The sequence below is a fragment of the Larkinella sp. VNQ87 genome (assembly GCF_049445795.1).
Taxonomy (GTDB): domain Bacteria; phylum Bacteroidota; class Bacteroidia; order Cytophagales; family Spirosomataceae; genus Larkinella.
The window spans coordinates 450,760-470,229 of sequence record NZ_JBMSDT010000002.1 but is presented as its reverse complement, the minus strand read 5'-3'; the positions used below and the strand labels follow the sequence as shown (position 1 = coordinate 470,229).

Below are 19,470 nucleotides of genomic sequence, written 5' to 3'. Positions count from 1 at the left end.
AGGGATGTTTTACTTCCCTTTTCGGACGTAAACGTTATTGCTGATCGATTCGAGCCGTACTTCCGGCCCTCCGCCATTCACAGTGCCTTCGAGCAGATATCCCACAATTGGATTTTGCTGCCGTTTGCTTTTGAAATCAATCGACAAATCGGAATATACCTCACCGGTAATGGTTTTCAGGGCCAGGTTGGCGCCTTTCGAGCCGGGCCAGTTCAGGTCGACAAAACCACTGATGGTTTTGGCAAACACGGCTTCGCTGGCACCTTCGATGTCGATGTTTCCGTTGATGGATTCGACGCGGAGTTTGGCCTTCCGGGGTAGAAAAACCTGGTAATGGATGGTGCTGCAGGTGTAATAATTCTGGCCGTTCCGTTCCGTGCGCCAGGAAGAAGCCGTGCCGGGGCAGTCTTCGGCACGGCCCTGTTTCAGCAGTTCACGGTCGAAGTCGGTTTTGACGCTGATTTCGCCCGCAGTCGAGCCGGTTTCAACCAGCAGGGCATCGTTGAGCCGCCCGCCGTTGACGGTTACGGCGATTCGAACGGACACTTCGGCTTTGTCCCAATACCGGATCTGGATGCTGTCGGCAAATTTCAGGTTCAGATTGACCAACTGACCAGCGGTGAAGGGAAGTTTTTTGTCAATGATCTTCTGGGAGAAGGTAGGGCCAAGGGGCAGGCCGAGCAGGAGGAAGAAGAGCAGCTTTTTCACGGTCGTCTTATTTTTGCTTACGGATATAAATGTTGCTACTGATCGTATTGAGCTGAATTTCAACGCCCCCGCCGTTGGTTGTGCCCTCGATGTTGTTGCCCCCGCCTACTTTCGACAACCCGTCGCGGGAGTTTTTCAGGCCCAGGTCGAAATCCGTATACATCTCACCGTTGATCGACCGCATTTTCAGGCTGGTTTTGGCGTTGGCAGGCAGCGTCACATCCACAATCCCCGAAATCGTGGTGATCGAACTCGGTTTTTCCTGACTAAGATTGGTGTAAATGACGTTGACCTCGCCGTTGGTCGTGTTGGCAACCACCGGACCGGTGACGCTTTTGAGCGTAATCGGCGCGTTATTGGTTTTGATTTCCAGATCGCCGTCCATGTTGCTGATGGAAATGGCACCTCCGCGCCAGTTGGTTTGCCGAACGAGCAGGGCAGCTTTTTTCGGTACCCGAATGGTGTAATCGATGTCTTTGCGGGTGGCTTTTTCGATTTTTAACGCCCCGCTTTCGGATGTCACGGCCAGCCCGATGCCTGAATTGTCGACGGCATTGTAATAGAGCGGTTTCAACCCTTTCGCCCGCTCGGGTGGTGCCTCCAGACCTGACGAAGCCCGAATGATCAGCTCATCGCCGTCGTAGCCTTCGAGTTTATAGTCACCGGCATCCATTTCGAGGATCACTTTCCGATCTTTCGCATTACCGAGTTTGGTCTTGAATTCCTGGGCGCTGGCGCTTAATGCCAGGCACGTTAGACTGAGTAACAATAAGGTGGTCTTTCTCATTGGTTTGGTTTGTATAAAATAGGAAAAAAGACGAATCAGGAGGCAGACGGTTTGGGACTCAGGCGGTTCAGGCCTTCTTCGGCTTTCTGGCGAACGGCTTCGATGACCTGCTGGTTGCGAATCAGGCGCTGCATGACATCCGCGGCCCGTTTTTCCCGGACGGTTACCAGGGCTTCGATCAGCATAATCTGGACGTACGGATCAGTCTGGATCGTCAGCGACTGAATCAGGGCTTCGCGCACACCGGGTTCGTTCGGAAACCGCATCAGGGCCTGACAGGCCGCCAGCCGGACGTTGACGTTATCGTCAAAATTCAGCGTATTGATGAGCAACTTCGTGACTTCCTGATCGGCTTCCGGCAGTTCCGACGACTGGTTCACGGCCTGAATCCGTTCACTGGCCGAGGTTTGGGCTACCTGATCAAACTCAAGTACTTTTTTAATCGCTACCGTCGACGCAGTTTCCGGCGAGGTTGAACTGCGCTGGCTGTAATACAGGCCACTCGCAAAACCGCCCGCTAGCAGCACCAGGCTGGCGGCCAGGCGCAAACTCCAGCTTGTCAGGCTATAAATTCGACCGGCGGAGTCGAGCCGGTTGGTTGCTTGTCGGGTAAACCGGGCCGATGGGTAGTCGTTTCGGGCATCCGCAGCGTAGCGGAACGGGGCGGCTTCGTGTTGTAACCGGGCCGGAACCGACTCATCGTTGAAAAATTCCCGCAACTGCTTCTCTTCCTCCAATGTCGTTTCCCCCGCGTAGTATTTCTCCAGTAATTTTTCAAAATCCGGCTTCATAATTGATCGTTTTGAGGTAACTGTCACGCACCCGTTGCCGGGCTCTCGACAAAATCACCCGGATGTTGTTCACGGTTAGTCCCGTTACTTCTTCAATTTCTTCAAACGTGTACTCTTCCACATCGCGCAGGTGCAGAATCAGCTTCTGGGTTTCGGGCAGGGTCTCGACGATGCGCCGAATTAAGGCCGTGCTGTCTGATAACTCAGTCTGATCATACGGTGAAACCCCGTCGGCCCGAACCCCGGAGAGGTCGGCTTCGTCGTCCCGGGTCCGGTTCGCCTGCGACTTCAGTTTGTCCAGACACAGGTTTTTGGTCATTTGGACGGCGAGGGCTTCCACACTATGATAGGTATCCAGATGTTGCCGTTTGGTCCAGAGTCGCATCAAAACTTCCTGCAACGTATCCTCGGCTTCTTCGCGGTTGCGCAGAAACAGCCGGGCCAGCCGAAAAAGCCGCCCCTGCACGGGAAGTACCTTGTGTTTAAAGGTTTGCAAATCCATTTCAAGAGCAAAGACGAGCGGGCGCAGGATTCATTACAGGAGCGGAGAAAAAAGTGTAAAAAATTTTGATTAGATACGCAGAATGGATGAAAAAATAACCAGGTGAGCGTCTGGTTACTCTCCTGCGAAAGGGAGGCCGGTGACGCTGAGCAGGCATTACGTAGAAATACTTGATACTACTATGCCAATATGAGTTACTACTACGAAAATTTAGAGGGATTCTACCCGATTTTGGCCCAAAACCGGCTTCCGAACCGCCCGACTCTTGTAAGACGTTTAGAAACTCCCTTATTTTGGCTCAAGTTTCACATCTAACTCATTCATACTAATGAAAAAAATCTTCTCCTCACTCCTCGTAATGTCCCTGCTGTTTGTAGGTACGAAATCATTCGCACAATATCAGAAAGGCGATAAATTATTGAATGCCGGAATTGGTTTGTCCAGCTACTACGGTGGTGGTTTGCCAATCGGTGCTTCCTTTGAAGTTGGTGTAACCGACGAAATCAGTGTGGGTGCTCAGATCGACTTCTATACTTGGGGGTATAACTTCGGTGGTTATAAATGGCGTTATACCTTCGTTCCAGTGGCAGTGCGTGGTTCATATCACGTAAACGAATTGTTGAATTTGAACAACGACAAGCTGGATTTGTATGGCGGTTTAGCATTGGGTTATTATATCTCAAGCTACAGAGACAACTCAGGTTATTCTGGGTTTTATGATAATGCCTATGGCAACCAGGTTCTGTTTGGTCTTCACATCGGTGGTCGGTATTATTTCAAACCCAATCTAGGTGGCTTTGCCGAAGTTGGTTACGGCGTATCAGCCTTGAAATTAGGAGTCGCCTTTAAATTTTAAGCAATTATTCTGATTAACAGACCCCTGCCGGAAACATGTTTCCGGCAGGGGTCTGTTTTTATTTCAACTCTTCCACCCCCATATTCCAGAGCAGGAAAGAATACACATCAGTGGCGGTTTCGATGGATTTGATGATGTTGCTTGCCCCGTGCCCGGAATTGGTTTCGATCCGGATCAAAACCGGGTTCAGTCCTGTATAGTGCTCCTGCAAGGTGGCCGCGTACTTGAACGAATGGGCGGGCACCACGCGGTCGTCGTGATCGGCCGTTACGATCAGCGTGGCCGGATAAGGCAGACCGGTTTTGATGTTGTGAATCGGCGAATAAGCGTACAACGCGTTGAACTCCTCCGGATTGTCGCTGCTGCCGTAATCGCTCACCCAGCCCCAGCCGACCGTGAATTTGTGAAACCGGAGCATGTCCATCACACCCACTTCGGGAATGGCCACCCGGAACAGTTCGGGCCGCTGGTTGATTACAGCCCCCACCAGCAAACCGCCGTTGGAACCGCCCCGGAGCGCCAGTTTTTGTGGTGACGTATACCGCTCGGCAATCAGGTATTCGGCAGCCGCAATGCAGTCGTCGAACACATTCTGCTTCCGGAGCTTCATGCCCTGCTGGTGCCAGGTTTCGCCGTATTCACTGCCCCCGCGCAGGTTCATTTGCACATAAATTCCACCCTGTTCCAGAAACGGAATCAGGAAAGCGCTGAAACCGGGCGTCAAACTGATGTTGAAACCGCCGTAACCGTAGAGCAACGTCGGGTTGTCGCCGTTCCGTTGCAGCCCTTTCCGGCAGGTCAGAAACATCGGCACGCGCGTGCCGTCTTTGCTGCTGAAAAAGACCTGCGTCGTTTCAAAGCCAGCGGACTGAAAAGCAATCTCCGGTGCCCGGAACAGCGTCGATTCCCGCGTAGCAATGTCGTAGCGGTAAATCGTCGGGGGAGCCGTGAACGACGTAAAGGTATAAAACACGAACGGGTCACCGTGTTCTCCGCCAAAACCGCCGACCGAACCCAGGCCCGGCAAAAGAACCTCATTTTCAAAATTTCCCGCCACATCATAAACCGAAATGCGGGACGTGGCATCTTTCAGGTAATTGGCAAACAGCTTGCCGCCCGACAGCCGGGCTTCGTCCAATTTCTCGGTTTTTTCGGGAATCAGGTCACTGAGTGCGCCGGTTGCCGGAATTACCTGCGACAGTTTGTAATTCGGCGCTCCGTTATTGTGATGAACCACAAGCGCATCGCCCAGGTTATCGATCACCGAATAATTAAACTGAAAGCCTTCAAAAAGGAGTGTAAACGCTTTGTTACCGGAGTGCCGGTCTTTGTACCAGATCTCGGAGCCGTCGGTTCCTTCCGAAACATTCAGAATCAGATACCGCTCGTCCTCGGTGGTCTGCGCGAAAAAATACCGCAGGGGGTGAGCCTGATCTTCGTAGATCAACTCATCCTGCGCCTGGGATGTGTTCAACCGGTGGAAATACACCTTCATGAACTCGTTCCGCGATGAAAGTTCTTCCCCGGGCGTGGGCTGGTCGTACCGGCTGTAGTAAAAACCGTCGCCCTGCCAGGCTGCGCCCGAAAACTTCACCCATTCGATCTGATCCGGCAGGTTCCGAAGCGTTTTGGTATCCAGAACCTGAATAGTCTGCCAGTCGGAACCGGCTTTCGACAGCGCATAAGCCGCAAACCGACCGTCCTTCGAGAGCTGAAAACTCACCAGTTGCGTCGTGCCGTCGGCCGAAAGCGTGTTGGGGTCGATCACCACCTCCGGCGGGCCGTACAGCCCTTTCTGCCGGTACAGCACCGACTGGTTTTGCAGGCCGTCGTTTTTGTAAAAATAAAACCACTCGCCCTTGCGGCTCGGGGCCGAATACCGGGGGTAGTTGATCAACTGTTTCAGCCGGTTTCGGATTTGGTCCTGGTACGGAATCTGGTTCAGGTAGCCGAATGTCACGGCATTCTGCGCCTTCACCCACTCGCCGGTTTCGGCCGAACGGTCGTCTTCAAGCCAGCGGTAGGGGTCGGCCACTTTTGTGCCGTGATAGTCGTCAGTCTGGTCGGTTTTGCGGGTTTTGGGGTAGGTAAGCTGCGGAGAAATACTGGAAAATTCAGGCATGGGAACGGCTGGTTAAAATCGGTCTAGCGGTACAACCGCCAGCTTAAACTACGAAAAAGTCAAGTCAATAAGTTCGTTCATGTGCTTCCGAAGCCAATAAACAGTTGAAAAGCAATAACGTATAAGTAGATATTGATGATTGTATCTAAGTATAAAAATAGTTGAGCATTTGTAACTAAAAAATAAAGTCGCATTGTAACTTGCCTGCGCAACTATCAGACACGGTAAAGCAACCTCTCGTCTCACGCAAGAGCAGCTAGTTATCAGCCGGTTCTGGTTTTTAAAGCCTTATTTAAACCACACTATATGCGGAAAAAACTACTCATTACACTTATTTTCCTGACAATGATTCTCGGCTGGTCCGGCTCCGTTCGGGCGCAGGTGGTGATCTCCTGGCCGCAGAGCGGACTGGTTTTCCAGCGCGGAACCGACAATAAAGCCAGTATAAAATTTATCGTCACATCGACAAACGGGCAGGCGATTTCTTCCCTGCAACTGCTTTTTTACAAATACGAGCTGGCGGGCGGCACCACCGGACCGCTCCATCCGGTGACGGGCAGCGCCCAAAGCTGGACGACCGTACCGGTTTCGGGCGCCGGGACCTGCCAGGTCACGGCCCAGATCGACGTGTCGGGTGGCATGTATAAAGTCCGGGCCAGGGATAATGCCGGTCGCGAAACCGCCGATGTCGATGTTGGTGTCGGGGAGGTGTTTGCCATTGCCGGTCAATCGAATGCGTCGGGCTTTGCCAATAACGGAAACCCTTCCTACGAGACCGGTAATGCGACCTTTGTGCGGTTTTCAAACGAAAAAGATCAAAGCAATAATTTACAGGGTTTCGAAGAAAACGATCCGGGCAAATGCGCCGGATGCTCACCAGCTACCATCCAGTTTCAGTGGTATTGGGGTGGTGTGGGCAACAAACTGGTCCAGTTGCTGCAAGTGCCGGTGGTTTTTTACCAGACAGCCATGTCAGCGACGAGCGTCGTCGAATGGCGCAACAGCAGCCAGGGCCGCAACACCCCGTTCAGCAACGGCCAACCGCGCTATATCAACGGGTTTCCGTATAGGAACCTGAAGAACTACCTGACCGGTAAAGCCCGGCAAACCGGTTTGCGGGCAATTTTATGGCACCAGGGCGAGAGCGACCGGCGCGACGACCCCAGCAAAGCCAATACGGCCCCGGAAAATTCGACCGGTTTTTTCCCTCGGGCCAACCGGTATTTCGACGTGCGGACCAATACCATCAACACTTCGGAGACGTACGAAGCCGTGCTGAACGAGTTGATCGGGCAGAGCCGGTCGGATCTGGGAGCCGAGGTCCCTTGGGTCATTTCCCAGGCCAGTCACCTGCGCGGACTGGCCGATCCGCTAGTCATTGTCGGACAACACAAGGTGATCGGCTATAGCACGCACCAGACCAACGACCCTGCGGCCGCGCCCAAAGCCTTCGGTGATCCGTTTGTGACGCCGTACGGTCGGACGAATGTTTTTGCCGGGCCCAATACCGACCAGTTCGGCAACTCCTTCCGGCTTCCGGACCCCGATAGAACGCACTTCAGTACGCTGGGTCAGAGTTCGGTGGCTTCCGAGTGGCACAAGGCACTGACCAACGCTTACAACGGCCAGAATTTTTTCGGGAATTCGACACCAATGCTGAACCGGGGCGAAACCGCTGGAGTGCCAACGGCTTCGTGTACCGCTCCGCCGGTGGTCAACGCCAGCTACGATGGCTACCTCTACGGAGCCGATTGTGAGACGTTCCGGGGTTGGGCCTGGGATGCTAATCGGAAAACAACACCCATCTCGGTCGATATTCTGGACGGTACTACCGTCATTGGCTCCATGACCGCCGACGAGTTCCGGCAGGATTTGCTCAATGCGGGGAAAGGCGACGGGCGGCATGCCTTCCGCTTCGTGATTCCCAATTCGCTGAAAGACGGGCAGAAGCACAGCCTGTCAGCGCGGGTAACCGGTAGTAATTTTACCCTGAAAAGTGGCCCGAAAGTAATTGAATGTCAGGGCACAGGGACTCCGTCACCGACCAACAACCCGCCCCAGGCTCCGCTGGTTTCGGCCCTTTCGGCGCAGCAGGGTGTCGCGTACTCGACGGTATTACCAGCGTTTACGGACCCGGACAACGAAGCGCTGTCCTATGGATTATCTCCGCTACCGGGTGGGTTGAATTTTAACCCCAGTAACCGGACCTTGAACGGCACACCAACGGTGAACGGAACCTTTCCAATGACCTACACCGCCACGGATCCCCGGGGCGGTTCGGCCAACACAACGGTGACACTGATTATTCAGGCTCCGGTAACGCAACCGCCTACATCGGGCACCGTGACGGGTAATTTCGAGGGTTTTCTGGACAAAGTCGAATGTGGCAGCATTCGGGGCTGGGTCTGGGATCGGAACAAACCCAATACGTCCTTGACGGTGGAGTTTTACGCCAACGGCGTTTCGATCGGGACAACGGAGGCCAATATCTACCGGCAGGATCTGAAGGATGCTGGCAAAGGCAACGGGGCACATGCCTACAACTTCACGACCCCGGCCTCCCTGAAAAACAATGTGACGCACCAGATTAGCGCCAAAGTGCTGAACAGCACGTACGTGCTGAAAGGCGCTCCCAAACCGCTGACGTGCCCGCCTTTGGCCGCTCGTTTGTCGGCGGGTGTGGAAGAAGAGCAATTGACCGCAGTCTTGTTGGGCAATCCGGTGGATGAAACCGTAGCGGTGGAAATCCGGGGGGCAGAGGGCCAATCGGTGCGGTTGCAACTACTCGATCTGAATGGCCGGATTGTTGCCGAACGCGAAGTGGCCGTAGCCCGCGGCATCGAAACGCAAAAAGTGCCGATTGTACGGCAATCGGCGGGTTTGCTGCTGTTGCGGATTACGAGTGAGGGACAGGCCGTGACCCTGAAAGTGTTGAAATGGTGAAATAATTCACCGAAAGAAACCGTCGGTGCAAATTAGATACCCAAAAAACCGCCTTTTTGAGATGAGGGGCGGTTTTTTGGGTTTTAACGCCCTTACGCCAAAGAAGCCGGGCAGTTTGAGTAACGTTCTTGGATGTCTGCTAATTTACGTTCAAAAAAGTTGTTCTAACAATCTGATTTGCAGGTTACCGATCTATCTGCTAACTTACCAAGATGTTTCCGGTTCGGTAACAAATGAAACTAACCCGCCTTTTTATCATTGCCATCTGGATCATGGCCTTTGGGGCCCCGGATGTTTCGGGAGCTAGTAAAGACCCTTTGACGCTGTCCCTTCGGATCGATCATATCGGGGTTGATGATGGCTTGACGCAGGGTTCGGTATACCATATGATGAACGACAGCCGGGGCTTCCTCTGGCTGGGTACACAGGACGGTTTGAACCGGTACGACGGGACGCACTTTCGTCATTACCGCCCGAATTTGCGCGATTCCACGGCGATTGTGGGCATCAATATTTCCGGGATTGTGGAAGACCGCAACGGTAATCTCTGGATTGGGACCGAAGATGGTCTGAACTACTACGACCGGGCTACCGATCACTTTACCTGCCTCTATTCGTATTCAAAAGAGAAGAAACGGCTGAAAAGCAAAACAATTCCGTTTTACGCCAACGGCCAGGAAGTGCTGTATTACAGCGAAGCCGAAGGGCTGGTATCGCTAAATATCAAGACACGGCAGAAGCTGGTCCTGGACCCGACCATTCGGCCCACGCACGAGTATGACCAGTTGAATTCAACCGTTCGGACGCCCCTGGGCGACGTCTGGCTCCACGCGCCGACGGGCCTGATTCGCTACAACCTGTACGAACGTAAACCGCATTATTATTTCAGCAACCATCCGGCCAATGAAGCAGGCCCGGCGATGGGCGTTTTTTCGTTTCACTGCGATACCGCTGGTGTTGCCTGGCTCGGAACGGCCACGGGTCTGATTCGATTTGAACCACAAACGGGTCGTTACCAGCAGTTTGTGCCTGGTGAGGGCCGAAACTTAACATCGATTTATACCATTGCGGAGGATCAGAACGGGCTTCTGTGGCTAGGCACGCAACGGGGCGGTATCTGGCTGTTCGACAAAGCCAGCAACCGGTTTAGCCAGGTGGGCGGTTTTACCAACAGCGCCCGCAAGCTTTCGGATTACGAAATTTGTAAGTTATATGTTGACCGCCAGGGTATTATCTGGGCCAATACCGACCCGGATGGGCTGGCCCGGATTGTGCCCGGAACCACTTTTTTCGGCGGTATGGCGGTTTCGCAGAAAGAGCCGCATCTGGCCAAAGATCCGACAACGCTCAGTCATTTTGTGGTACGCGGTTTTCTGGAAACCTCGCCGACGGAACTTTGGATTGCCACCGAACGCAGTCTCGATGTGCTCGACCGACCCAGCAACCGCATCATCCGGCGATACCTGACGCAGGCAAAATACAGCGATCTGCCGTCCCGAACGCTGATCAAATGCTTGTATAAAGATCCGTTGGGCCGCATCTGGGTCGGTACAAACGGAGGTGTTTTTACCTTCAATAAAGCGAAATCTACGTTTGACAAGATTCCGTTGCCGGGTTCTCCGAACAGCAAAGTGGTGGAGAATTTCATCCGGCGGGTACTGGCTATCGATCAAACGATCATGCTGGCGGCTTCCGAAGACGGTCTATACCTCCTGGATGTGCAGCAGCGGAAATTTACGTTACTGCCCACGCTGTCCCACCAGAATATTTTTAGCCTGGCCCGCGACCGGGCAGGGCGGTATTGGGTCGGTACGTTTTCCGGCGGATTCTATTGCTACGAACGGCCCCCGATCGGCAAGGACCCGCGCCCGCAACGTATCGTGAAAGGACTGGACGGTTACACGGTTTTGTATTTCTACGAAGATCCGGTGCAGCCCATCGTCTGGATGGCGACCGACAAAGGGCTGGCGGCTTTCAACACCAAAACGGGCCGGATTCGTATCTACGATCACCAGCATGGGCTGGCGAATCCGTTTGTGTACGGTATCCTGCCCGACCACCAAAACCGGCTCTGGATCAGTACCAACCGGGGGATTTCCTTTTTCGATCCGACCACGAAACGGTTCAAAAATTTCGATATGTCCGACGGGCTGCAAGGCTACGAATTCAACGGGAACGCCTACTACCGGACCCAGGATGGCGAGCTGTTTTTTGGGGGCGTCAACGGCTTCAACCGGTTTTATCCGGAACAGTTCCGAACCAGTTCGTACATGCCGGCAGTGCACATTCACAAGCTGACCGTCAATGAGGTTCCGTTCGAATCGGAAGGATACATCGGTGAAATGAGCCGGGTCGAATTGCCGTACGACCAGAATACGGTAGCACTCGAATTTACGGCTTTGGATTATTACAGCAATGGCCGAAACGAGTATCAGTATCAGCTCCTTGGCTATGACAACCAGTGGGTGCAGTCGGGGCTGGATACCTACGTTCGGTATGCCAACCTGCCGCCGGGGACGTATACCTTTCGGGTGAAAGCGGCCAACAAAGACGGGCAGTGGAGCCCACGCATCAGGCGCCTGACGATTGTGGTTCAGCCGCCGTTCTGGCAGCGGGCCTGGTTTCTGGTATTGCTGGGGCTTGTGGTCGGTTCGATTGCTTTTTACTGGCTCCGTCGGCGCGAGAACCGGATTCACCGGCAACACCAGCGGAATACCCGGCTGGCGGTCGAACTGCAGGAGCAGATCAAGAAAAACCTGGCCCGCGACCTGCACGATGAGATCGGGACGCAACTGGCCACACTCAAACTGTATGTTGGGCGTTTGACCGAATCGTCGGCTCACCCGTTGCATTCGCCTTCGCTGGGCGATCAGGCCCGGCACCTTATCAGCGAGATTATCAGCAGTATCCGGAATCTGCTGCGTGAGCTGAGTCCCCGGACTCTCGAACAGTACGGCTACGCGGCTGCAGTCGAAGAACTGTTGTCCCGGATCGACAAATCGACGCTGGAAACGCATTTCTGGGCCGATGAACTCCCCTCGCGGCTGGAAGCGGAAACCGAGCTGATGCTCTATCGAATCACGCAGGAATTGTTGAACAATACTCTGAAACACGCCAACGCCCGGCAGGTTAGCATCCGGCTGGTCTTTGAAGAACCGTTGCTCAAGCTGTACTACAGCGACGATGGACAGGGGTTCGATTACCGGGAAGCCCGACGTGGCCTGGGAATCGGCAATATCGAGTCGCGGGTGGCCTTAATCAACGGCGATATCGAGTGGCAATCGGCCCCCGGCGAAGGAACTCGTGCCATTGTTACGTTGACCTTCCGATCGTCGAACCGGTTTTTGTCGCGTAGTCGACTGGAGCGGTCACTCCGAAAAGTGACGGCGTTTTTTTAAACCCCGCAACAGACACATGACCAATTTACAAATCAACGGCCGGGTTTGGCTGGAAGCTGAGGAGCGGTTTTTCGGGATTGGCCGAATGGAACTGCTCGAGCGAATTCAACAAACCGGCTCGATAAACCAGGCGGCTAAAGAAATGAAAATGTCTTATAAACGGGCCTGGGAATTGGTACAATCCATGAATAACCAGGCGGATGCTCCGCTGGTATCGACACAAACCGGCGGGGAGCGGGGTGGGGGCGCTGTTGTCACCGAGGAGGGACTTAAATACCTTACGTATTACCGGGGACTACAGGAACGATTTCAGCATTTTTTAAAGCAGGAACTTCAGAACTTACCCCTTTAGCCCACGTACTAAATCTGACGGCTGCTTACCAATAATTGCTCTTCGGCTGAAAATAACAAAAGCGGTTTCTCTCCAATTCGTTCGAGTCCAAATTCACTTCTGCTGATCCTTAACCTGAAGGTAAGGAAAAAAATAATAAAAAATTATTTAGGGAAGAAAGGCCTTTATTTCTTCAGAATCAGCTTCTTTTTTGAGCCGGTCGCTCGGTTATTTGTCTGAATTTGTAAAAAAACAAACGGTCTGAAATCCAAAAAACCAACTGGTTCGTTCGTATGGGTGTCTTGCAAGGCACACCATTTCATACACCCATTAAAATAAACTTTTCTTATGGAAGAACTAACCAGTACCGCTACGCCCAAGAAAGGACCGAGTGTACCCGCCATCCCGTCGGTTGAGCGCCGGATGTTTCTGCGTGCGCTGGGTCTGACGACTGTTTCAGCGTCGGCTTTTCTGGCGGCTTGCCAGAATTCACTCACTGAGACGGCTCCCAAGCATTCCGGGGCCCGGATTACAGCCGCTGGTATCAGCTTCGGAGAAGGAGATTTTGCCATTCTGAACTACGCCTACGCCCTTGAACAACTGGAAACCGCTTTTTACATGGCTGTCGTTGAGAAAAAGACGTTCGCTATGGGAAGTCAGGAAGATATGGTGTTCCGGACCATCCACGACCATGAACTGATTCACCGGGAATTTTTCAAAGCAGCTATTCCGAACGAGCAGCGCATCACGGACAACTTGGAATTCGATGTCAGCAGCATCGATTTTACCAATCGCCGGGAAGTATTGAACACCGCCCGGGTGCTGGAAGATACGGGCGTGGCGGCTTACAACGGTGCGGGTCCGCTGATCTCGAAAGCCGGAGCGCCTTTTCTGACGATTGCGGGTAAAATCGTGTCGGTCGAAGCGCGTCACGCTTCGCTGATCAGCTCGATTCTGCAACCAAACGGGGCCTTATTTGCCGGTGACTATGTCGTCGATAACAACGGTCTGGAAAAAGCACTGACGGTTGCCGAAGTACTGGGTCGCGCTGGTAAATACATTAAAACAGAACTGAATCCGGCCTCTCTGCTTGCCCTGGAAGCCGCCAACTCATAACCCCAACGAACGATGAATCTCTTCGGAATATTCTCTCAAATCGAAAAAGCTGATCCGGAAGCGGGTGAAAAGCTGGACTTTGCCCGCCGGAAAATGTTGAAAACCGCCACGGTGGCGGCCGCTACGCCGGCTTTCTTTGTCGGGATGGTCAACAAAGCTTTTGCAGCCGATGGCTGTGCCGGTGATGCCATTGCGATCCTGAAATATGCCCTGACGCTCGAATACCTGGAGCGTGATTTCTACCGGGCCGCTCAATTTAAGGCCGGTTTGTTGCCCGTCGGAACGCGCACGTATGTGGTACAAATTGCCAAGCACGAAGCGCAGCACGTCGATTTGATCGAGGGTGTTTTGGGCTTGAAAAAGAATGAGTTACAGCCTAAATACAACATGGCGACCCTGAACGCAGCCCTGGCCGACTACCCGACGTTCCTGACCTACGCACAGGCGCTGGAAGATACGGGCGTGCGGGCTTACAAAGGGCAGGCCGCCTGCTTGCTGGAAGAGGGTACCCCGACAGCCAAAACGGTTTTGGGTGTAGCCTTGCGAATTCACTCCGTAGAAGCCCGGCACGCGGCTGCGGTTCGGTACATGCGGGGGTTACGGCCCTATCCGGCGGGCGGTCAGAACGGTACCGAGCCAGATCCGAAAGTCTACGCAAACGAGGATCAGGGCAGCCAGGCTGGTGTCAGTCTGTCACCGTTGGTCAGCGGCAAACTATACGAAAATGGAATGGTCGATCAGTTGATCTACGAATCGTTCGATGAGCCGCTGACGGCTGCGGAAGTTTTGGCCATTGCCGGTCCTTTCTTTGCGCCGATGATGTAAGAATCAGTGTTGTGTTTATTGATCAAAAGGCCGGTTCAAAAAACCGGCCTTTTGATGTTTTTAATCGATTCTGGCTGGCAATGAATAAGTTGGTAGTAAGGACAAATTAAATGCAAAAAAATTGCCATGAATAATGAAGTTGATAAGATCAGTTCTGGCAGGAAGTCATATGTGGCTTATTTAATAAATTGAGCGGTTTTATCGAAGTAGATAATCTCTCGGTATGGAAATTGAACAGGTAGCTCAGTCAGTCATTCTTTCAACTATTTATAGTTAATTATTCCCGTTTATCCGATTTCAAAAAAATAAAATTATACCTAATTTCACGCCAGTAACTACTGTCTCTATGCCCAAACTTGTACAGCTAACTACTTTTTCAGCAGAAAAAGGCGACTTAACCGTTTTCGAAAAAATATTACCCGGCGAATTAAAGCGAGCTTTTTACATATATAACGTTACGTCTCCTTCACAACAGCGGGCTTTACACGGGCACCGGAAAGAGTCGAATGCCCTGATTGCGCTGAACGGACATTGCCGGGTGTTTGTGACCAACGGAAATGAAGAATCCTTCTTTTGCCTGAATCGGCCGGATGAATGTCTGGTAATTGAGCCCGGTGATTGGCATATCATCGATGAGTTTTCGAAAGAAACCATTTTACTCGTCCTTTCGAATGAGCATTATGACCCATCCGATTACTTCTTCGATCGACCATGATTTCGCACCTGGACCTCAGGCAGGTCAATGAACCGTATCTAACGGCTTTGCAGGAAGCGACCGCCCGGGTGCTGGCGTCCGGTTGGTATGTGCTGGGTCGGGAGTTGGAAGCGTTCGAAAACCAGTTTGCCGCCTACTGCGGAACAAAATACGGCATTGGTGTAGGCAATGGCCTGGATGCCATCAACCTGATTCTCCGGGCGTTTGCGTTCCCGGCGGGCAGTGAAGTCATCATTCCGGCTAACACCTACATTGCCACCATTCTGCCCATCACCGACCTCGGCCTGGTGCCGGTTTGGGCCGAGCCTGATCCCCGGACGTATACCCTTGATGCAGAGAAGCTGGAACCGTTGATTACCGAAAAAACCCGCGCCATCGCGGTCGTGCATCTCTACGGACGCTGCTGCGACATGGCCCCGATTCGGGCATTGGCTGAGCAATACAACCTCCGGCTGCTGGAGGATGCGGCTCAGGCCCACGGCGCTGCGTACGGTGGCCGGAAAGCCGGTAATTGGTCCGATGCAGCCGCGTTCAGCTTTTACCCGACCAAAAACCTGGGCGCGCTGGGCGACGCCGGCGCCGTGGTGACCAACGACGATGCCCTGGCGCAACGAATCCGGCTTCTGCGCAATTACGGTTCTGAACAAAAGTACATTCACCAGATTCCGGGCGTCAACAGCCGTCTGGACGAGGTGCAGGCAGCCATGCTGATGGTGAAGTTGCCGCATCTGGACGCCGATAACCGCCGTCGGCAGGATCTGGCAGCCCGTTACCTGCGCGAAATTCGGCATCCGGCCGTTATACTGCCCCCCGCCGACCGGATTTACGACGATGTCTGGCACCAGTTTGTAGTCCGCCATCCGAACCGGGAAGCTTTTATGGCCTATCTCGCGCAGCAGGGCGTGGGAACGGCCATCCATTACCCGGTGGCTCCGCACCGGCAAGATGCGTATACCGATTATCGGCGGTTGTGTTTACCCGTTACCGAACAGTTGCACCGGGAAGTGCTGAGTTTGCCGCTTAATACGGCCTTAACGGATGCCGAAGCCGATTACATCATTCAAACCATTAACCAAGCGCCGTAGCGATGTTACTCTCTGTCATTATTCCGGTTTATAATAGTGAGCGCACGATTCTACCGCTGGTGGAATGCCTGGTCGACGAACTGGCGGCCTATCCGTTCGAAATCGTGCTGGTCAACGATGGCAGCCGCGATGCCTCTGAGGCCATCTGCGAAAGTCTGGTGCAGCTATACCAACCGGTTCAGTTTATTTCACTTCGCAAAAACTTCGGCGAGTTTCAGGCCGTGATGTGTGGCCTCAACCACGCCCGGGGCGAATTCTGTGTGATTATCGACGATGACTTTCAAAACCCCCCGCAGGAAATCATCAAGCTGCTGCGGGAAGCGCAGCGGGGAGGCTACGATGTGGTGTATTCACAATACATGAAGAAAAGACATGCCTGGTTCCGGAACTGGGGAAGCTGGCTCGTCAACCGGTTGACCACCTGGCTGTTGAAAAAACCGTCGGACCTCTACCTGTCCAGTTTCAAGCTGTTGCGGAGGGAAGTCGTTCAGGAAATTATCCGGTACAAAGGTCCTTATCCGTACCTCGACGGCCTTATTTTTCAGGTTACCCGGAACGTGGGCCGGGTAGTGGTCACGCACGAAAAGCGCCGGGAAGGTGGGTCGAATTACACCGTTAAACGACTGATTTCGCTCTTTCTGACCATCTTTTTTGGCTATTCCGTGCAGCCGCTGCGCCTGTTGACGCTTACCGGAATGGGTCTGATGGCCTTCAGTTTTCTCGCGGGTTGCGCCGAAATCATTGGGTCATTGCTGCGGACGCATTTGCCCGAAACGGATCATCTGGTCTGGCTGAGCATCTGTCTGGGTGCGGGGGTTCAACTCTTCGGAATGGGCGTACTGGGCGAATACGTCGGCCGGATGTTTATGATGCAGAGTGGATTGCCGCAATACATTGTCAAATCGGAACATTTCAACCATGATCGGAAACCGGAGCGAGTACGAGCGAATGTATCAAGTCGAGCGTGAGTTGTGGTGGTACCAGACGCTGCATAACAAGGTCATTCGGCAAATCCGGGCGGTTTTTCCGGCCAATCAATCCGTTCGGATTCTCGACGCCGGTTGTGGTACGGGCGGTTTGCTCGATGCGCTCCGGCGGGTAGGATATTCTCAATTGAGCGGTTTTGATGCATCGTCCGATGCGGTTGAATTCGCCCAGGGGCGGGGTGTTGCGGCTGAACTTCACGACCTGCGGGCCATCGACAGCTTTCATCCCGGCCAAACCTTCGATGTCATCATCTGCAACGATGTGCTGTGTTATTTTTCGGATGACGAAATTGTCCGGATTCTGGGCATTTTCCGGCAGCGGTTGCGGTCCGGCGGAATTTTCATCAGCAACAACAACGCCTTTTCGGCTCTACGGGGTACGCACGATATCGCCCTGAACATTCCCCGTCGGTTTGTCCGGTCCGAATGGGGCCGGTTTGCGGATCTGGCTGGTTTTACGCTCGCCCAGGTGGCTTACTGGAATTTTCTGCTGACCATCCCGATCTGGTTTTTGCGAAAAACACAGTTGCTGCTGCACCGGATCAGCCGCCCTGCCAGCCTGGCTTCCGACGTGAAGTTACCGCCGTTGTGGGTCAATGAGCAAGTGTTAGGGCTGCTTCGGGTCGAAGAGCGGTTTTTCGAAGATCCGCCCTTCGGCAGTTCGCTTTTCACCGTTATGCGTTGATGGAAAGCTGGGTGTATGCACTGCCGGTGCGGTTGTTGGTATTGGCTATTCTGATAGGATGGACTTTTTTGCTGGGAAAACGGGCGGTTTTTCGGGAAACGCATCCCCGGTTTTCCGGACAAACGGCGGTCGGCATTTCGCTCGGCTTATTTGTGCTGATCCGGCTGCTCTACCTTCCCGACCGTGAGCAGAACGTCGATACCGGCACCTGGATTGCCACGGCCATCACGGTCGGAAAGGCCAGTGATCCGCTTTATACCCTGCTGACCAGCTCCGATGGCCGACCGCTGGGTGTGTTGCCGCTGGCGCTGCTGGAGATGGCGGGTATTCCGCTGGAGTATGCATCGATCGACCTTTTGGGCGTTCTGATTTGGTGCCTGACACTCTGGCTTTTCCGGCGACTCATCATCCGGTTTTTGCCGGAAGAAACCGCAACCTGCCTCATCTGGCTCCCGATCCTGTTGCTGAGTACTATCTGGTACCACGATTTTGCCAGTTTTAATACCGAAATAACGGGCAACCTGTGGCTGATGCTGGGAATTTTCGGACTGGAACGGCTTTCGTCAAAATCTGGCAAAATGGCCTTGTTTCTCGGGTTTTGGCTTGGATGCCTGCCGTTTGTCAAGTTCCAGACCGTGCCGATGGGCCTGGTGTTCGGGCTATTTGCCGTCTGGAAACTATACCGCATCGGGCGAATCGGCGCGCTGGCCGGGCTGTTGGGCGGGGCGGTGGTGCCGGTTTTGCTGCTGACGGTGTATTTCGCCAGTCGAAACGACCTGGAATCGTTCTGGGGCGATTATTTCAGCAATTATTTCGTCTATTCCTACACCACCGAATACTCGTCGCTGTCGGGCTGGGAGCGGTTTTCGCCCGTACGCATCGGCCGCTATCTGTTTCATTCGTACAAAGTAGCCGGTTTTTGGCTGGCCCTTTTCTTGGCTATGTTGTTTGGGAGCGGGAGGCTGTTTCGGCTACCTTTGAAAACCGGGCAGCGAGAGCGGTTTTGGCTGGCAGTGAGTTGGTGGACCGCCAGTCTGTATGCCGTTTTGCAGGCCGGAAACAACTACCCGCACTACCAGCTTTTTCTGTTTTTTCCGAGCCTGTTTCTGCTGGCGGTTTTGCTTGAAATTAACGTCCTTTCAACTACCCGGCGAATGCTGTTCCTGAGTCTGGGGCTGGCTTTGGCGCAGGCTGCTGTCAACACCGTTTACCGCGCTCCGCTGCCAGTGCATCCCGGCGAACCGGTGTTCCGACAACTTACCAGTGAAATTCAAAACCGGACCCAACCGAACGAAAGCGTGGTGGTCTGGGGTTACCTCGACCGGCTGCACGTTTACGCCCGCCGACCGATGGGCTACCGTTCGTCCAACACCTTCTGGGTCTATTCCCCGACCTCGACGCAGCCGTACCGCATCCGCCAGTTTCTCGGCGATCTCCAACAAAACCGACCCCGGCTTTTTGTCGACGCCCTCTCGCATCGGCTGGCTCCGTTTTCGGATCAGGCGTACCGATTCGAGCGCATTCCGGCCATCAACGCGTACATCCGTGAGCATTACCGGCTGATCAAAACCGTGGAGGATGTCCGGATTTTCGAGCGAAGGGAATGAAGAAAACCGTTCA

At 53.6% G+C, this 19,470-nt stretch carries 16 protein-coding genes; 11 read left to right on the top strand and 5 right to left on the bottom strand.

The window, feature by feature from the left end:
- Nucleotides 1-9 precede the first annotated feature (9 nt).
- The 4 genes from ACO2Q8_RS04610 to ACO2Q8_RS04595 are packed head-to-tail and all read right to left on the bottom strand — an operon-like array spanning nt 10 to nt 2,788.
- Nucleotides 10-708 carry a hypothetical protein gene (locus tag ACO2Q8_RS04610; RefSeq protein WP_423343610.1) on the bottom strand — a complete coding sequence of 233 codons (699 nt, stop codon included), beginning with the start codon at nt 706-708 and terminating at the stop codon, nt 10-12.
- Nucleotides 709-715: 7 nt separating this feature from the next.
- Complete coding sequence (locus tag ACO2Q8_RS04605; protein WP_423343609.1) at nt 716-1,495, bottom strand: DUF4097 family beta strand repeat-containing protein; 780 nt, start codon at nt 1,493-1,495, stop codon at nt 716-718.
- A gap of 35 nt (nt 1,496-1,530) precedes the next feature.
- Nucleotides 1,531-2,286, bottom strand: a complete 756-nt coding sequence (locus ACO2Q8_RS04600; RefSeq protein WP_423343608.1) for a HEAT repeat domain-containing protein — start codon at nt 2,284-2,286, stop codon at nt 1,531-1,533.
- A complete protein-coding gene (locus tag ACO2Q8_RS04595; protein ID WP_423343607.1) occupies nt 2,270-2,788 on the bottom strand; it encodes an RNA polymerase sigma factor in 519 nt (172 codons plus the stop codon). Before ACO2Q8_RS04595 ends, ACO2Q8_RS04600 begins: the two co-directional genes overlap by 17 nt.
- A 328-nt stretch (nt 2,789-3,116) precedes the next feature.
- Between ACO2Q8_RS04595 and ACO2Q8_RS04590 the strand changes: the two genes are divergently transcribed.
- Nucleotides 3,117-3,644: a hypothetical protein gene (locus ACO2Q8_RS04590; protein ID WP_423343606.1), complete on the top strand. Its 528-nt coding sequence runs from the start codon at nt 3,117-3,119 to the stop codon at nt 3,642-3,644.
- 58 nt (nt 3,645-3,702) lie between these two features.
- On the opposite strand, the gene ACO2Q8_RS04585 is transcribed toward ACO2Q8_RS04590, so the two are convergent.
- Nucleotides 3,703-5,766 (bottom strand): prolyl oligopeptidase family serine peptidase, encoded by a 2,064-nt coding sequence (locus tag ACO2Q8_RS04585; RefSeq protein WP_423343605.1) that lies wholly within the window; start codon nt 5,764-5,766, stop codon nt 3,703-3,705.
- A gap of 306 nt (nt 5,767-6,072) precedes the next feature.
- Between ACO2Q8_RS04585 and ACO2Q8_RS04580 the strand changes: the two genes are divergently transcribed.
- From ACO2Q8_RS04580 to ACO2Q8_RS04535, 10 genes are all read left to right on the top strand, one after another.
- Nucleotides 6,073-8,709 (top strand): putative Ig domain-containing protein, encoded by a 2,637-nt coding sequence (locus ACO2Q8_RS04580; protein WP_423343604.1) that lies wholly within the window; start codon nt 6,073-6,075, stop codon nt 8,707-8,709.
- A gap of 233 nt (nt 8,710-8,942) precedes the next feature.
- Nucleotides 8,943-12,107, top strand: coding sequence for a ligand-binding sensor domain-containing protein (locus ACO2Q8_RS04575; RefSeq protein WP_423343603.1), 3,165 nt, complete (start codon nt 8,943-8,945; stop codon nt 12,105-12,107).
- Between the two features lie 16 nt (nt 12,108-12,123).
- Complete coding sequence (locus ACO2Q8_RS04570; protein ID WP_423343602.1) at nt 12,124-12,459, top strand: winged helix-turn-helix domain-containing protein; 336 nt, start codon at nt 12,124-12,126, stop codon at nt 12,457-12,459.
- A 327-nt stretch (nt 12,460-12,786) separates the two neighbouring features.
- Nucleotides 12,787-13,554 carry a ferritin-like domain-containing protein gene (locus tag ACO2Q8_RS04565; protein ID WP_423343601.1) on the top strand — a complete coding sequence of 256 codons (768 nt, stop codon included), beginning with the start codon at nt 12,787-12,789 and terminating at the stop codon, nt 13,552-13,554.
- Nucleotides 13,555-13,566: 12 nt separating this feature from the next.
- Complete coding sequence (locus tag ACO2Q8_RS04560) at nt 13,567-14,379, top strand: ferritin-like domain-containing protein (protein ID WP_423343600.1); 813 nt, start codon at nt 13,567-13,569, stop codon at nt 14,377-14,379.
- Between the two features lie 346 nt (nt 14,380-14,725).
- Nucleotides 14,726-15,094, top strand: coding sequence for a sugar 3,4-ketoisomerase (locus ACO2Q8_RS04555; RefSeq protein ID WP_423343599.1), 369 nt, complete (start codon nt 14,726-14,728; stop codon nt 15,092-15,094).
- Nucleotides 15,091-16,179, top strand: coding sequence for a DegT/DnrJ/EryC1/StrS family aminotransferase (locus ACO2Q8_RS04550; RefSeq protein WP_423343598.1), 1,089 nt, complete (start codon nt 15,091-15,093; stop codon nt 16,177-16,179). Before ACO2Q8_RS04555 ends, ACO2Q8_RS04550 begins: the two co-directional genes overlap by 4 nt.
- A 2-nt stretch (nt 16,180-16,181) precedes the next feature.
- Complete coding sequence (locus tag ACO2Q8_RS04545) at nt 16,182-17,147, top strand: glycosyltransferase family 2 protein (RefSeq protein WP_423343597.1); 966 nt, start codon at nt 16,182-16,184, stop codon at nt 17,145-17,147.
- A complete protein-coding gene (locus ACO2Q8_RS04540; RefSeq protein WP_423343596.1) occupies nt 17,098-17,850 on the top strand; it encodes a class I SAM-dependent DNA methyltransferase in 753 nt (250 codons plus the stop codon). The genes ACO2Q8_RS04545 and ACO2Q8_RS04540 overlap by 50 nt, the downstream gene beginning before the upstream one ends.
- Nucleotides 17,850-19,457 carry a hypothetical protein gene (locus ACO2Q8_RS04535; RefSeq protein WP_423343595.1) on the top strand — a complete coding sequence of 536 codons (1,608 nt, stop codon included), beginning with the start codon at nt 17,850-17,852 and terminating at the stop codon, nt 19,455-19,457. Before ACO2Q8_RS04540 ends, ACO2Q8_RS04535 begins: the two co-directional genes overlap by 1 nt.
- Nucleotides 19,458-19,470: the final 13 nt, after the last annotated feature.